A 15,547-nucleotide genomic window follows, 5' to 3' on the forward strand; every position below is an offset into this window, starting at 1 on the left:
ATATAATATCCTCCTCAGGCGGAACAGCTCCGCCGTTCTCTGTCAGTATACGGCCGGGCCTAGCCCCGGCACAGGTCCATAAAATATTGGAAGATCGGCGCTCCATCCACCGCATCCCCCCGTCTTTGGTCAAAGGACATCCGCTCCGGATGGAACTGGACCCCCAGCACCGGCCGCTGTGTGTGAATCAAAGCCTCCGGAAAGCCGCTCTCCGCCCAAGCGATGGTCTCCAGTCCCTCACCCAGTCGGTCCACCGCCTGGTGGTGGGCACTGTTCACCGGGAATATGGGGCCGTACAGCCGGTGGAGCAGAGTGCCCTCCCGGCTGCGCACAGGGTGGACCCGGTCCTCCTCCCCGCCGCCATGGAAAGGTCTGATTTCTCCCGGCAGGTCTTGGAGCAGGGTGCCCCCCAGCGCCACATTGACCACCTGCATCCCCCGGCAGATCGCCAGGATTGGCTTGCCCGCCTGAAAAAAGGCCCAGAACAGCTCCAGCTCCGCTTGGTCTCTCTGCCGGTCCGGGGGCTGGGAGCCCCGGTTTTCCTGCCCAAAGAGGGCGGGGTCCATATCCCCGCCTCCACACAGGATGAGCCCAGCGCAGGACAGGTCAGGGGATGGGCAGCAGCTGGGGACAGGCCTCGCCCCTGTTTCACAGGCCGCCCGACAGTAGTTATCCATACGTCCGGCCTGACCAGAAATCTGGATGGAAGGGAGATGGTCCATAAAAGCTCCTCTCTGATGGGGCCCGGTCAGCTCTGCTGGGCATCTACCGCCGCTCTAGACCGGACCAGCGCGCAAATCAGCTCCACCGCTCCGGCAATACCAGAAGTGCTGGAATTAAGGGTCAGGTCATAGCGGCGCATATCGCCCCAGGTGTGGCCGGTGTAATAATTGTAGTAGTTAGCGCGCCCCCGGTCCATCTGGATGACGCGCCGTTCCATGTCGTCTGACGGGATGTGGTACTCCTCCACACACCGGGTCACCCGGCTGGGCAGATCGGCGTGGACAAAGACCTTCAGACATTCTGGCCGATCCCCCAGCACATAGTCGCTGCACCGCCCCACAATAACACACGGGCCTTCGTCGGCCAGCTCCCGGATCACGTCGGCCTGGGCGAAAAAGGCCTGGTGGCTGACGGGCACACCTTGGTGGGCAAAGGCGGGGGTCCCGATCCCGATGGGGGTAATGGACAAATGGAAGCGGCTGCGGGCCCGCTCCTCCGCACGGGCAATAAAGTCCGGGGACAGGCCGCTCTTCTCCGCCGTCTTTTGGATGATGGTCCGGTCATAGCATGGGATGCCCAGCTGGGCAGCCAGGCGCTTGCCAATCAGTCTGCCTCCACTGCCAAATTCGCGGCTGATGGAAATGACGTAATTACTCATAGTGCGCCTCCTGATCCTAAAGATATGATACCAAACCGTCAGGTATCCAACAAATTTTCTTTTGTTGTTAAATATATTATAGCGGATAAACCGAAAAATGACAATGGAAAACTGGGCCGGACCCTAAAACAGCTCTGAGAAGGCCATTCCTCCGGTTTTCCCTGATAAAACGGTTGCGGACCGTCCCCCCAGGGGGTAAAATAAGATACCGCCCCCTCTGATCCGGGGCGGAAAACACAGACAGAAAGGCGGACTCCAACGTGAGAAAAGCCGGGGTGCTGCTGCCCATCTCCTCCCTCCCCTCCCCTTGGGGCATCGGCGCCCTGGGGGCAGCGGCCAGGGAGTTCATCGACTTTTTGGCCGCTGCCGGACAGTCCTTCTGGCAGATCCTGCCCTTGGGCCCTACCAGCTATGGCGACTCCCCCTACCAGTCCTTCTCCTCCTGGGCCGGTAATCCCTATTTCATCGATCTGGATGATCTGGCGGCGGAGGGACTGCTGGAGCGGCAGGAATATCAGCGCCTGAACTGGGGGGAGGACCCGGCCCGTGTGGACTATGGGCTGCTATACAAAACGCGCTATCCCGTTCTGCGGAAGGCCTGCGCCCGGCTGCTGGAGCGGGGGGATGCCCGCTTCCATTCCTTTTGTTTGGGCGAGGCTGACTGGCTGGAGGACTACGCCCTGTTTATGGCCCTGAAAGAGCGGTTTGACGGCCGCTCCTGGCAGGAGTGGCCCCAGCCGATCCGGCTGCGGGAGCCCGCCGCCCTGGAGGCGGCCCGGACTCAGCTAGCTGGCGAGGTGAACTTCTGGAAGGGTGTTCAGTATTTGTTCTGCCAGCAGTGGAAAAAGCTGAAGTCCTATGCCAACGAGAAGGGCGTCTCCATCCTGGGGGATCTGCCCATCTACACCGCCCTGGACAGCGCCGACGTGTGGGCCAGTCCGAAGCAGTTTCAGTTGGATGACCGGGGCTGCCCCACCGAAGTGGCCGGGTGTCCCCCGGACGCCTTTTCTGAGGACGGCCAGCTCTGGGGTAACCCCCTGTTTGACTGGGAACGGATGAAGCGGGACGGCTACCAGTGGTGGCTGCACCGCGTCGGCTATCAGTTATGCCTCTATGACGCGCTGCGCATCGACCACTTCCGGGGTTTCGAGTCCTATTACGCCATCCCTTACGGGGACACCACCGCCCGCAACGGCCGCTGGCGGCCCGGCCCCGGCCTGGATTTTTTCCAGGCGGTGAACAGCGCCCTGGGGAAACAGAACATCGTCGCCGAGGACCTTGGCTTTCTCACTCCGGAGGTCCACCGCCTGCTGGAAGAGACCGGCTATCCTGGAATGAAGGTATTGGAGTTCGCCTTTGGCAGCCGGGAGCTGGGCAGCGCCTATCTGCCCCACTGCTACCCCACCAACTGCGTGGTCTACACCGGCACCCACGACAATGACACCATCCGCGGCTGGATGGCCTCCGCCCCCCGGAAAGAGGCCGCCTTTGCCAAGGAGTATCTGCGCCTGAGCCGCGGGGAGGGATACCACTGGGGGATGATGCGGGCGGCCTGGGCCTCCCCCGCCGGTCTGGCCGTGGTCCAGATGCAGGACCTGCTGGGCCTGGGCTCCGAGGCCCGAATGAACATTCCCTCCACCCTGGGCGGTAACTGGCAGTGGCGCGCCCTTCCCGGCAGCTACGGCCCTAAGCTGGCCCGGCGGCTTCACCGGGAGATGAAGGTATATCAGCGCCTTCCCAGTCAGAATGAAAATGGCGGGCCCCGTTGAATGGAAATCCCAGCTTCTGTTACCGCCAGGTGTTCCGAGCTCTGTAGCAAAACGCCGGAGCCGCCCCTTTTGGGGCGGCTCCGGCACTTCATTTCAGCAGGGTCCGCTTGATATTGCCGGCAAAGCGGTCCAGCCTCTCCCCCACGCCTGGAGCGGCCAGGGCCTCCCCTGGGTCGTTGGCCCGCTCCAGCATGACAAACTTCCCCGGCAGGAAAAAGGACTTGTTCATGTTCATGGCGGCAATGAGCTGGCGGGCCAGAATATCCCCGCCGGAATAGCCAGAAACCACGATGGCGAACAGGGCCTTGTCATAAAAGCGGGTCTGGCGGAACAGGGCGGTAAGCCGGTTCACAAAGGCGGTGAGGTTGGCGGACAGAGCGTCGTTGTAATTGGGGCACAGCATAACCACCCCCTGGCACCGGCGGACAGCGGGATAGACCTCCTGCTGCATCAGCCCGCCGTAGAAGCACCCCCCCTTTTCTCCGAAGTGGAGGCACATGGTGTAGGGGCAGCCGGAGCAGTCGGACAGGGTGCCATTGCGCAAACCGATTTCCGTATAAATAAACCGGTCCCCCAGCCGCTTTTTGGTCTGCTCCCACAGGGCCATGGTGTTGGAGGTATGGTGGCTGGAGGCGTGGAGCACCAGCAGCTCCGGGCTGTCCTGGGTCAGATCAGCGGGCTGCTCCAGCCGTTCTGTCAGCTCTTGGGCGGCAGCCCGGTAGGCTCCCGCCAGGTCCGTCCCCAGATTATTGGCCTGGACCTTGAAGTTGGACAGGTCTCCCGTCCCCTCCACCAGGGGGCGGCCCACAAAGGAACAGCCCGCCAGGTTGGCGGCCAGTGTCAGCTCGGCGGCGGCGGACTTGGTGTACAGGTGAGAGGTCCCGTCCACGATCAGCCCGGCAGTACAGCCCGCCAGCAGCTCCGGCTCCCGGCGCATCCGGGCCAGCATCCTGACATACTCCAGGTTCACTCCCTCCGCCCCCAGAGGCAGGGCGAAGAGGAGCCTCTGGCCCTCTAGCCTCTCCAGATCCTCCGCGGTGCGGATGGTTCTCCCCGCCCGGCCCGCCAGGGCGTGGGCGAGAATGCCGGACAGGCGGGTGTCCGCCTCCGGCCGGTCAGGGTATGGATGAATCAAAACGAGGGACATGAGATCGCCTTCTTCAAAAGTTGATGTACGGGGGCGCCGGGGAAACTCAGCCATTTCTCAGGGGCGGCCGCTGGTTGTCCACGACAGGGGACAGGGACCCCAGGGTGGTAAGCGCCACGACAACAAAGAGGTGGAGCGCCACATTGGGGAGCGTAAAGTCTTCGGTATTGGACACCTCGCCAAACTCCATCAAGAACCGGCAGGCCAGCCCCAGCAACGTCATACCGAGGGCCAGGGCGGCTGATCTCCGCACCTTGCACCGGCTATGCAGCACACCCAGGATCTGTCCGATTTCATAGTAAAAGAAGCAGAGCGCTAGCAGCAAATACCAGCTGCCAAACCGCCGCCCTGTGGTGAAATTGTAGATAGGGAAGCCGAAGCAACCGAAAAACACCAGACAAGCACACAGACCGATAAGCCAGCGGATAGGGTGGGCCAAAATTTTTTCTCTCATGGAGTACCTCCTTTATGATCCAGGGCAAAGTAAGGGACATAAAATCGCCTTCTTTCAAGGTAGGATGTCCGCATGGTAAAACAAAGCAGCTGACCAAGTTATTTTTTCCTGATCTTGGTATATACCCAGAACAAGAGCTCAAGGATGCCCCACACCAGCAAGGCGGACAGAATGGCCGAAACGACAATACCCTCCTCAGTGCTGAGAAAAAGTCCACCCGGAATCATACCAGGCTCCAGCTCAGGGGGATTGAACCCACGCTTCAGCTGGATGAAAAACGCAAGCAGGATGACAATAGAAATCAGAGTGTCTTTTTTGCTCCGTTTCATTCTGTTCTGTCCTCCTTATTACAGTAAATGTTAAAAAGAGGCCGGGCGGAAAAGGCCAGACTTCGAGGACGCCGCTCTCTACAAAATCTCTTTCAGGTGTTCCGCCGCATCCTTAATATGCCCAAACAGAGGGTCCGGGATCTGGGGCAGCAGCTCTGTTTCGATTCCTGCCGGGGTATAACGGTTTTTCACCCCCATATAGACCCCGTCCAGAAAGACAGAACCGCAGTGCCACTCCCCCCGGAGAGTAAGCAGCAGAGACAGGGCCCCGGAAGACAGAGCGGGGGCCACATAGGGCTTAAAGCCGATCTCCCGCATCTTCAGATTGGCAGTGACGGTGAGGCGGGTCAGCTCCTGGGAGATGGCCTCATCATAATGTTTGATGGAGTTGGCGATGGTCAGCCCGGTGCCGTGGGGCCCAAAGGACCGGCCCTCTGTCAGAAAGGAGGCGAATCTGGCGTCCCGCTTGGCAAAGTAGGCCGCCCGGGCGTTCATCACCCCCAGGCCGAAGCCCTGTACCTGCTCCGGCCGCAGGCCGAGGCCGTCCCAGTTCCCATTCTCGTCCCGGTTGCTCTCCAGATAGGCGGTTTTGGCCAGGGGGTCCACCGGGTCGGACACCGCGCACCATAGTCCCTGAAACTTCTTCTCCCGCGCCATGCGGGCGTAGCCCTTGACGATGGCGGCGTTTGCCTCGAACTGGGCCATCCGCACATCCTTCACCTGGGAGCCCACCGGGGGAATACCACGGGAGGCCACAAAGACGAACAGGTCACAGTCAAAGAGATTTTCCGGAGAAATGATCTCCACCTCGGGGAAGGCGCTGTACTCCCAGGGCAGGGAGATCTGCCCCATCTCGAACTCCCACCGGGCGGTGATCTGGTCGGACAGGTCACAGATACCGATGGAGGAGATCACATCTCCCCCCAGCAGCTTCAGCCCGGTGAGCAGGGTGGAGCCCACATCACCGATGGCCAGGAGATTCACCCGTTTCTTCCCTTCTTTGGGGGAGGCGGCGAGGAGGGCCTCCCACCCCGCCCGGCCAGGGTTGACGGCGGTGAGCCGCCCCTCTGTGATGGCGGCAGACAGGGCCGGGTCCGCCTCCACCCAGGGCAGGCGGGAGGCGTCCAGCGCCTCCAGCCCGTGGCCGGCCAGCAGCTGGCCGGGGTGGTTTACCCGGAACGAGCCCCGGCCCAGAACCGGATTTCCGGGCACCAGGGCAAAAATAGGGCCGTCGGCGGCAGGATCGGTTTCAGGGCCGAAGCCCTCCAGAGGGGCTGGAGAAACCAGGGCAGCCCCTTTCCAGCGGTAATAATACATACAGATCACCTGTCCTTTTTACAGTTTCAGCGGTTGGGACACAGGGGGCACAAGCGTGGCAGCTCCGCTGTCATCCGTTTTGACGGAGAAGCTGCTCCAGGTCGTTCTCCAGATAGACGGAGGGGGACAAATTGGGGTCGTAGCTCAAGCAGGTGCCCTTGTCCGGGCACAGGGGCAGGACGACCGCCTCTGGCAGCCGGGACAGGGTCAGGTTGCGGCCATAGAGGACCCGGTACTCCCGCTCCAGCACCCGCATCACATCCAGAGCGGCCTCCAGGCAGGTGCGTGACAGTTGAAAGACAGCTTCCCGACCGCACTCATCCTGGTAGGGCGGCGCCGCATAGGGCAGGATGTGGTTGATGCCCGGCAGCAGCCCCGGCACCGGGGAGGCGGGCCGGCGGACCGTATTGCCGCCGATAAAGGGATACAGGGTGGCCTCTACGAACCACTGGCGCAGCCGGGGCAGGAAGTAGACGCAGTCCACCGGCCGGTCCCAGGAGCGCATCAGATCCCGGCCATAGCCGGACAGGATACCCACCAGCACCATACGGATATCCACCCCCTCTTGGCGAAGGATGGGGTCCAGACTCCCCATCCGAAAGCCGGGGTGCATCAGGTCGTCCACCAGGATAACCGGGCGATTGAAGGACTTGATGGTGCGGATCTGGCTGGGGATGGGGGCATAGTATGGGAACGCCTCCATCACGCTCTCCGACAGATCAGGCGTAAACACCTTGTCGGTGTGGATGGTCTTGGTCACCGTGTTGGGCACAATCTTTCCCCGGAGCATCTTGCCGAAGGGGACACACATATCCTCGCCCAGCGTCCTGGGGGTGGTGGGGGTGGCGGGGACATTGTTATAAGCCGTGATTTTCTCCAGCAGGCGGTGGTGGATGATATCGGTGGACAAAGTCAGCACCAGGCAGCCGGGATAAAGGCCGGTCATAGCCCGCTGGAGCCGCTCGTGCCCGCGGCGGATAGCGGACAGCACCCTGGGATTGCCGGACAGAGGCTCCTGAATGGTGGTCTCCAAATTCTGGATAAGCACTGTGGGCGTCCGCATATCCACCTCCCAGATGGCGGTACCGCCCCCCTCCCGGTCCACAAAGCCGGACCGGGACAGGATGTCGCCCAGCTCCTGAGGCAGCTTTCCGTCGTGGGGGGAGAACACGGCGTAAACATACTCCTCCTCCAGAGCTCGGGCCAGCAGTTCGCTCAGGATGAGCTGGCCGTAGTCCTTATGCCGGTCGGTCCGGTCGGCAGCCAGGGTAGTAATAAGCAGCACCTTTCCCCCCGCCCGCAGCCGCAGGCGGTCCGCCAGCCGCGGGTCCTCGGTAGCCGGGAACAGGTCGGAGGAGGCCAGATAGCGGTAGCTGGCATAGCCCAGCAGCTTCCCTTCCTCCCCGGTACGGTGGAGAAGGAGAAGCTGGTCCCCCTTCCGGATAATGGCGGAGCGCAGGGCCTCCCCCTCGGGATGACCGGCGGTGATGTCCGCCAGCAGCAGCGGGGAGGGGTCCTTCACCCACTGGAACTCCAAGTCCCCGGCATAGAGCAGGGGCTTGTCCTGGCTGTCCCGGAGGTAGAGGCCGTTTTGATAGATAAAGTCCTGAATGACCGGGTCGATGAAGTTGGAAATGTCCCGGTTCAGGTCCACGTTCTCCCGGATGCGGGAGGAGCTGATGTCCTCCAGATGGTGGGGCAGCTGGAGCTGAATGACCCGCCCCGTGATGGGCAGGGGCTGCGGCAGCTCCGCCTCTCCCGCCCGGCGAAAGATGACGTGGTCCATGTGGTGGATGGAGAAGGGCCTGGGCTCCGTTTTGTAAGAGGACGCGTTGGCCACCACATCGCTGCCCGCCACGATATAGACCTGCTGTCCGGGAAACAGCTCCACCAGCCGCTTCAGATCCCTGGGATTGGCGATATTCACCGGGATGTCGTCCGGGAACAGGTGGACGTGGAAGTCCCCGGCAATAGACAGGTTGACGATCTGCCGGCGGACCAGGTGGGGCTGGGCCTTCTTGGACCAGGAGAACTCGTCCACAGCCAGATAGACCTCGAACCCCAGGTCCCGGATGGCGTGGACGATGCCCTTGTGGGACAGGGTGAAGGGGTCAAAGGTGCCAGGGAAAAAGGCGATCTTCGTGGGGCAGGAGAACTGAAAAGGCCCTTGGTCCAACCGCCGCAGGGCGATGAATCTGTTGATATGGGCCAGGGCGGCGGCCCGGTAGAAGAAGGTCAAGCCGCTGTGCCCCGTGGTCTCCTGTGTCAGGAAAAGGAGCTTACGGTAGCACAGGGCAAAGAGCCGGGCCTTCTCCTCCATGTCCAGGATGGGGGACTCAAAGAGGAGCTTGCCAGTCACCAGCAGGGCCTCCTGCCGCACTGCCTCCCGATAGTGGGCCAGCCCCTGGAGAAGCAGTCCCAGCAGCTCCTGCCGCCGGCCCTCGTAGTGCTTGTCCGGCTCAGGAAAGCGATCCCGGTAGGCGGGATAGTGCTGTAAGAGGACTCCAATGGTATTCAGGGCGCCGGATACGGCGGAGTCGTTGGGGGAGCCCAGCAGCCCCTTGAGCCAAAGTACCTGCTCGTCCAGCTCAGAGGGGTAAAGATAGAGGGCGGCCTCCCCCAGGTATTGGGGGATATATTTGGATATCTCGTACTGTCCCATCTCCAGCCCTTTGCCCAGCTCCACCACTACCTCGTTGCGCTGGTCCCGGCGCAGCAGGGACAGAGTGCGTACCAGGGCGGAGCCGGCGGTATGCCGGACCACCACCCGCTCAGATACCTTGACCAGGTTGGAAAAGTGGGTGGCGATGTGAAGAATATGGGTGCGCATCCCGTATTCCACCTGGTCCCGGAGCAGCTCCACGCCGGCCACCTTGACGATCCAGGGGGTAGCCGTCTTTAGGTTGTCCAAAAAGACCTCGCTGGTGATGTCCAACTGGTACAGAGTCTGCTCCAGAGGGGTGGCGTCCTCCCCGGCCCGGCTTAAGATCTTATACTTCAGGAAAATTGTGGTCAGCTGGTCGGAGCCAGCCTGTCGGGCCACCTGGGCGATGCGGGCCATCTGGGGATGGCTCCGAGGGATGGACCGCTCCGCCTCCCGCAGGAACTCCAGGGCGGCGGTGACCAGGCGCAGGTCGTCGGACCTGATAAAGTGGGCGGCAAACTCGATCAGCCTGCCACGGACGTCATCTCCGTAGTATTGGGGCGGCAGGTAACGTACCGCATCCAGCAGGGTAAAGGCGGTGTCTGGGATGGTGTCCTCTGGGGTCTCAAAATAGCGCAGAAAGGCCCCCAGGAACCGGGGAATATCTCCCGGCCGAGCGTGGTCCAGCATAGAACCGATGACCAGCTTCAGAGTATAGCCGATGTGGGATCGCTGCTGAGGGGTGGTCTTGTGGTCTGGAAAAATGATCATGTCCAGATACTGCTCCCACAGGGTAAAGGGTACCTCCTCCGCCGGGTCGCTCTGGGCGTCGGCGGGCACCTCCTTGCGGTACACCAGGTGGAAACGGGCGATCAGCTGGCCGATGAGGCCACCGGCCTGGCGGCGGATATCGCCCTCACGGTGCATCAGCAGCTCGTAGAGGAAGGACAGGGCCTGGGTCTTCTGTCGGACAGACAGATAGGTAAAATATTCCTCAAAGATATTCAGATAGGCCCGCAGCTGCTGCCAGCTCTTGACAGAGCGGGCCTCCTCGATGATGTTGCCAAACTTCTGCTCGTTGGACAGCATGTGCATCAGCCGCAGATTGTGATCCACCGACAGCAGAATCAGCCCCTCCAGCGTTTCCTCCGGATCCATGAGCGCCGGGTCCTTGTGGGGCAGCGGAGGCTGGGGGCGGCCAGTGAGGTCCACGTCTACCCCCAGTGAACGCATATAGTCCTCGAAGTCATGAAGCTTTCCATAGACGAACTCATACCGGCGGCGCTTCTCATAGTCCACATTGTCCAGCTTGGACAGAATGACCTGGAAGGACTGATCCAGGGGAAAAATGGTGGTCACCTCGTTTCCTTCCTGGTCCCGCTCCTGCTTGCAGCGGAAGTCGGCGTAGATAAGAAGCAGGGACTCCACAGACAGGGACTCCAACTCCAGATCCCAGGTCGAGTGGTTGGAGGCGATGTGACTCACCGCCTCCATCTTCCGGCCCAGCAGCCACTGGTCAGTATAGTAATAGTGGAGGTAGGGCACCCGCTCCCCAGGCCGGCAGCCGAATTTGCCCACATCGTGGGCAGCGGCCGCGGCGGAGATCAGGGCCAGATCCACGTCCACCTGAGCCTCCGCCAGACCTCTGGCCGCCGTCATAGCGATATAGTGAACGCCGGCAATATGATTCAGGGCACGGAAGGGAGTAACCTCCAATCCCATCCGCATCAGTTCGTAGACGAACTCCTCCCGCCACGCAGCCAGAAACCAGCGGTACTCCTTTGCCTGGTCGCAGAGGGAGTACTCCTCCTCCGTCAAAAACTGGAAGTCCAGCATTGGGTCAAAGGGCAGGGCAGCCCGCTCATGGTCCAGCAGGACCTGGAGTACGGTGAGATAGAACTCCGCCCCCTGGGCATACCGGCCGGCCTCCGGCGCAAAGCCGTTTTCTGGGAACATCAGCCGGCACACATACTGATAGATAAAGGGCTCCCACCCCTTCTCCGGTCCCTGGGGACAGAGACGCTCCAGGACCGGGGCGCACAGCTCCAGCACCCGTACGCAGCTCAACCGCTCCCGGATGGGAAACAGGGCCGCCAGGCTCTCGGCCATGCCGCAGGACTTCAGCAGGGCCTGGGCGGCCTTTCGGTTGGGAATCGCGGCCAGCTTTCGGGATACCAGGGCCTCGGCGATCTCGCCGGTGATCTGACGAATCAGCTTGTCATTCATAGTGGGCCCGCCTTTCTCCGCGCCCGTGTGGCACGGGATACTATTGTAAAAAGTGTAACACATCCCTGCCGGTTTGGAAAGTGTGTCCGGCCGAGAAAATGGCCACACGCTGGGAGGCTGCGGGATGGGGCGGCCCGCATCTCACGCGGGCGGGCCCTGCCGCCTCCTCTCTCCCCTTCGGGCCGCAACCTGGCCGAAGATTGCCCCCAAAAGCAGGATATTTCCGCAGAAATACAGCCATACCAGCAGGATGATCAGCGAGGCCAAGGAGCCGTACACCAAGGTATACCGAGAAGACAGGCCGATAAACCAAGAGAAGAGGACGGAGCAGGCCACCATGGCCAGGGAGGCCAGCAGGGCGGCTCCCCGCACGATCCGACGCCCGGCCCGGTCTCTAGGCGTCCCTACCCGATAGATCACCAGCACCAGCAGCAGGAAAAAGAAGAAGAGCAACAGATAGCGGGTCCATCGCCACAGCCCGGACAGCGCCTGCAGCGGGATCAGCTCCACCACTCTGGGGGGCAGATGGGTCTGAAGCAGGCCAAAGAACCAGTCCCCGGTGAAGATTACCACCACGGACAGGTAGATGGTCAGCAGGAAGAGCAGAGACAGCCCCAGGCTGAGAAGAAACCGGGCCGGGCCGTTGTTCCGCCTGACCTGGTACAGCTCGTCCATGGTCAGAAACAGGGTACGGATGCCGGCGGAAGCTGAAACCAGGATGGTAAACAGTCCGGCGGCCAACAGGGCTGGGGACTGGATGTCCGCCGCGTAAGCCAGATAGTCCTCCATAATGGCCAGAGCCTGGGCGGGGAGCAGCTGGTCCAGGGCGGTCAGGAGCTGCTCCAAGTCTAGATGGAACAGCCCAATGAAGTAGTTGACACACAACAGCATGGGAAACAGAGTCAAAATCAAAAAATAGGACAGGGCCGCCGCCGACCGGGCCACACCCACCCGGATGTAGGTGTGGGCCATCTCCAGAGCAAGGGCCACGGGTGGAAATGTTATCAGCTTTTTCACCATAGGAGGTCCCTCCTTCTTAGACCATTGTACTGGTCCCGCCTGTCAAAAAAAGTATGTTTTCGGGGGCGAGGTCTTTCTTCCCTCTGATCCCCCGGCCTGTCTGGGAAAATCCCCTTGATGAATTGGGGTATCCGTCGTAAACTGTAAGAGATTTGTAAGAGATATCCGCTGAAATCTGTAAGGGATCTCTGTTATCCTGTATCCAGTGACCGAGGAAGGAGCTGTTTTCATGGCTGAACAAGCGGCTATCCTGGTGGTGGACGACGACCGGGAGATCGTGGGGGCCATCACCGCCGCCCTGGAGAAGGAGGGCTACCGGGTGCTTCGGGCCTACGACGGCATGGAGGCGCTGGACAAGGCCCTGGACCCGGACCTGCGGCTCATTCTGATGGATGTGATGATGCCCAGGCTGGACGGCCTGTCCGCCGTCCTCCGCATCCGGGAGCGCCGGAACCTGCCCGTCATTCTCCTGTCCGCCAAGAGTGAGGAGAGCGACAAGGTGCTTGGCCTGTCCATGGGGGCGGACGACTATATGACCAAGCCCTTCGGCATCCAGGAGTTGGTGGCCCGTGTCCGCAGTCAGCTTCGGCGGTATACCCGGTTGGGGGATGTGAATGCCGCCCCCGCTGGGGCCATCGTCAATGGCCGGCTGGTTTATGACCCGGACCGCCGTGCCCTGACGGCGGATGGGGATGAGGTACGTCTCACCGCCACCGAAACAGGCATCGTGGACCTGCTGATGCGGAACCTGGGCCGGGTCTTTCCAGCGGAGGAGATCTACCGCCGGGTTTGGGGGGAAGACGCGTTCGCCTCCGACAACACGGTAATGGTCCATATCCGCCGCATTCGGGAGAAAATTGAGCTGAATCCTCGGGAACCAGACTATTTGAAGGTGGTGTGGGGCATTGGATACAAAATGGAAAAAAAGTAGAGCGGCTGCCGGGTTTTTGGCCTTCCTGCTGGGGATCTCCATGCTTCTGGAGGGGGCCCTGTACTTTGGCACGGCGCTGACCTCCTCTGGCAGCCGCCGGTGGATCTCCGACAGCTTCCAAGCCGACTGGCGGGATACCACAGAGTTTCAGGGCTTTATCAGCGCCCGGCTGGTGCAGCTGATCACTATGGGCGCCGGAGGCGATGTCTTTGGGGATATCAATGGCTATGACGGGGGCGACTGGGGGCTACGGGATACAAAGGTCCGCTCTCTTCACAACGTCATGAAGGAAGACTTGAACATCCTCTACCGCATTGAGCGAGAAGGAAAAGAACTTTACAGCAACAGTGACACTTTGACCTCCTCTACAACGGCGGCACAGCTCCCCGATGGCTATGGATTCCTGCTCCAGTTCGACGGAGCGAAGGTCCGGGCCTGGCGGGACGGTGTCGAGCTGGACATCTATGGTGATGGCTACTACCGCTATCAGAACATTGACGAGCCCTATCAGTGGTATGTCCCCGGCTACAAAAACTTTACCATAGATGAGGCAGGGAGCAAAGTCAGGGTAACCATGGCGGTCATTGACGAGCCGCATATCTTTATTAGGGGGGACTATGGCAATTCCGGGACAAAAGAGTATAACGAGCTGTATTATTTAAAGCAAAATTTACAGATCTATCGAGAAACGATCCTCGCCCACGCCGCCTGCATGGGTGTGGGAGGGGCGCTGTTCCTGGTGTATATCCTTCTGCGGAAGGACAAACAGCGGGCCGACCGACTTCTGGCCCGTGGGACGGGAAGGATATGGTTTGAGGCGAAGCTCGTCCTGGCTTTCCTGCTGGTGTTTTTCTGTATGCCCCGGACGCAGTATCTGGGGGATGTATGGCAGGATCTGGTGTACAGCGACACGCCACAAAGCACTGCTTCTGGCTCCACCTCCGCCGCTACCTATGACCCCGAAACGGGAGAGTGGGCCTCTGTCGAACCCGTTTACGAATACGGCTACTCCTTTGAGCAGGCCATTGGCATCGGTACGGCGGTGACCACTCTGTCGGAGAGCCGCGGCTGGCTGCTGCGGGAGTATCTGCCCCAGCTGGCAGACCACGCTCCCGGCCTGCTGGCGGTGCTCTCGGGACTATACCTGCTCATCATCAACGACTGGCGGTATAACAAAAAGCCCTGGCGGCACGGCGTGCTGGGAATGCTGGCCGCCCGGGAGCTAAGTCGTCCTATCCAGAAGCAAATGAGCCGATTGGCTGGGCTGACGGGGCTGACCTTCGGAGCGCTGGGACTGATGGCGGGCTATCTCTTTTTAGTTATTGTGTCAAATGAGGGCTGGCCCGATCCCCTGTGGTGGTATTTCCTAGTGCTAGGACCTTGTATGTCGGCACTGCTCTTGTTGGTATGGGCCCTGGGGCGACAGAAGAATATCTGGACTGACCTGGGGGCCCTGGCCAACCACACCGCCCGGCTCCGGGCGGGAGAAATGGACCGGCCTTTGGATCTGCCCCCGGATCACGGCCTTTATCAGTTGGCCGACGACCTGAATCACATCCAGCAGGGCCTCCACCAGGCGGTGGAGGAGCGCACCCGCAGCGAGCGGATGAAGGTAGAGCTGGTCACCAACGTATCCCACGATCTGAAGACCCCCCTGACCTCCATCCTGAGCTACACCGAGCTGCTGGCCCAGGAGCCCCTGAATCCCCCGGCCAGCGAATATGTGGCTATTTTGGAGGAAAAGGCCCATCGGCTGCGGGCTATGGTTCAGGATGTATTCGAGGTAAGCAAGGCCGCTACCGGTCAGCTTCCGGTAAAACTGGAGCGGCTGGACCTGGGCCGGCTGCTTCGACAGACCTTGGCGGACATGGACCAGGCGATTCAGAACAGCGGTCTGGTCCTGCGGCCCTCCATCCCGGATGAGGGTATCCCCATCACGGCGGACAGCGACCGGCTGTACCGGGTCTTCCAGAATCTGCTGTCCAATGCCCTAGCATACTCCCTGCCCGGCTCCCGGGTCTATCTGACCCTGACCGTGGAGGGGGAACAGGCCCGGGCCAGCGTGCAGAACACCTCCGCCGCCGAGCTAAAGCCGGGAGTGGACTACACCGCCCGCTTTGTCCGGGGGGATGAGAGCCGGACCGACGGCGGCTCCGGTCTGGGGCTGTCCATCGCGGACTCCTTCACCCAGGCCTGCGGCGGTGTGCTGGAAATCACCACAGAGGCGGACCTGTTCACCGCCACAGTCATTTTTCCTCTCGCGCGGTGAATAAAATACTGCTCTCGGCACGGGGACGAACTTTCGTCCCCGTGTTTTGATTCAGATACG

General features: G+C 61.2%; 11 protein-coding genes. 3 read left to right on the forward strand and 8 right to left on the reverse strand.

Translation table 11 applies throughout. The annotated features are described in order from the left end of the window. Positions 1 to 59: 59 nt before the first annotated feature. Together WKS99_RS04400 and WKS99_RS04405 are read right to left on the reverse strand one after the other, a co-directional pair. Positions 60 to 722, reverse strand: a complete 663-nt coding sequence (locus WKS99_RS04400) for a gamma-glutamyl-gamma-aminobutyrate hydrolase family protein (RefSeq protein WP_340405388.1) — start codon at positions 720 to 722, stop codon at positions 60 to 62. A gap of 26 nt (positions 723 to 748) precedes the next feature. Continuing rightward, complete coding sequence (locus WKS99_RS04405) at positions 749 to 1,381, reverse strand: cytidylate kinase-like family protein (RefSeq protein ID WP_186852344.1); 633 nt, start codon at positions 1,379 to 1,381, stop codon at positions 749 to 751. Between the two features lie 260 nt (positions 1,382 to 1,641). On the opposite strand from WKS99_RS04405, the gene malQ reads away from it, so the two are divergent. Beyond that, entirely contained in the window at positions 1,642 to 3,150 is a 1,509-nt protein-coding gene (malQ, locus tag WKS99_RS04410) for a 4-alpha-glucanotransferase (RefSeq protein ID WP_340405389.1), read from the forward strand. A gap of 88 nt (positions 3,151 to 3,238) precedes the next feature. Here malQ and WKS99_RS04415 read toward each other — a convergent pair whose 3' ends face one another. From WKS99_RS04415 to WKS99_RS04440, 6 genes are all read right to left on the reverse strand, one after another. After that, positions 3,239 to 4,297, reverse strand: coding sequence for a flavodoxin family protein (locus WKS99_RS04415; RefSeq protein ID WP_340405390.1), 1,059 nt, complete (start codon positions 4,295 to 4,297; stop codon positions 3,239 to 3,241). A 46-nt stretch (positions 4,298 to 4,343) separates the two neighbouring features. Further along, a complete protein-coding gene (locus tag WKS99_RS04420) occupies positions 4,344 to 4,751 on the reverse strand; it encodes a hypothetical protein (RefSeq protein ID WP_186852347.1) in 408 nt (135 codons plus the stop codon). A 98-nt stretch (positions 4,752 to 4,849) separates the two neighbouring features. Then, a complete protein-coding gene (locus WKS99_RS04425) occupies positions 4,850 to 5,080 on the reverse strand; it encodes a hypothetical protein (protein WP_340405391.1) in 231 nt (76 codons plus the stop codon). Positions 5,081 to 5,158: 78 nt separating this feature from the next. Continuing rightward, positions 5,159 to 6,397 carry a lactate dehydrogenase gene (locus tag WKS99_RS04430; protein ID WP_340405392.1) on the reverse strand — a complete coding sequence of 413 codons (1,239 nt, stop codon included), beginning with the start codon at positions 6,395 to 6,397 and terminating at the stop codon, positions 5,159 to 5,161. A 70-nt stretch (positions 6,398 to 6,467) separates the two neighbouring features. Next, complete coding sequence (locus WKS99_RS04435; RefSeq protein ID WP_340405393.1) at positions 6,468 to 11,267, reverse strand: nicotinate-nicotinamide nucleotide adenylyltransferase; 4,800 nt, start codon at positions 11,265 to 11,267, stop codon at positions 6,468 to 6,470. Between the two features lie 141 nt (positions 11,268 to 11,408). Beyond that, positions 11,409 to 12,287 carry a YihY/virulence factor BrkB family protein gene (locus WKS99_RS04440; protein ID WP_207721904.1) on the reverse strand — a complete coding sequence of 293 codons (879 nt, stop codon included), beginning with the start codon at positions 12,285 to 12,287 and terminating at the stop codon, positions 11,409 to 11,411. Between the two features lie 229 nt (positions 12,288 to 12,516). Here WKS99_RS04440 and WKS99_RS04445 point away from each other — a divergent pair, with 229 nt between their 5' ends. Further along, positions 12,517 to 13,218: a response regulator transcription factor gene (locus WKS99_RS04445; RefSeq protein ID WP_186852351.1), complete on the forward strand. Its 702-nt coding sequence runs from the start codon at positions 12,517 to 12,519 to the stop codon at positions 13,216 to 13,218. Beyond that, on the forward strand, positions 13,193 to 15,487 hold the full coding sequence (locus WKS99_RS04450; RefSeq protein ID WP_340405394.1) for a sensor histidine kinase: 2,295 nt from the start codon (positions 13,193 to 13,195) through the stop codon (positions 15,485 to 15,487). The genes WKS99_RS04445 and WKS99_RS04450 overlap by 26 nt, the downstream gene beginning before the upstream one ends. Positions 15,488 to 15,547: the final 60 nt, after the last annotated feature.

The sequence above is a fragment of the Flintibacter sp. HCN-6482 genome (assembly GCF_037892565.1).
In the GTDB taxonomy this organism is placed as follows: domain Bacteria; phylum Bacillota; class Clostridia; order Oscillospirales; family Oscillospiraceae; genus Lawsonibacter; species Lawsonibacter aceti.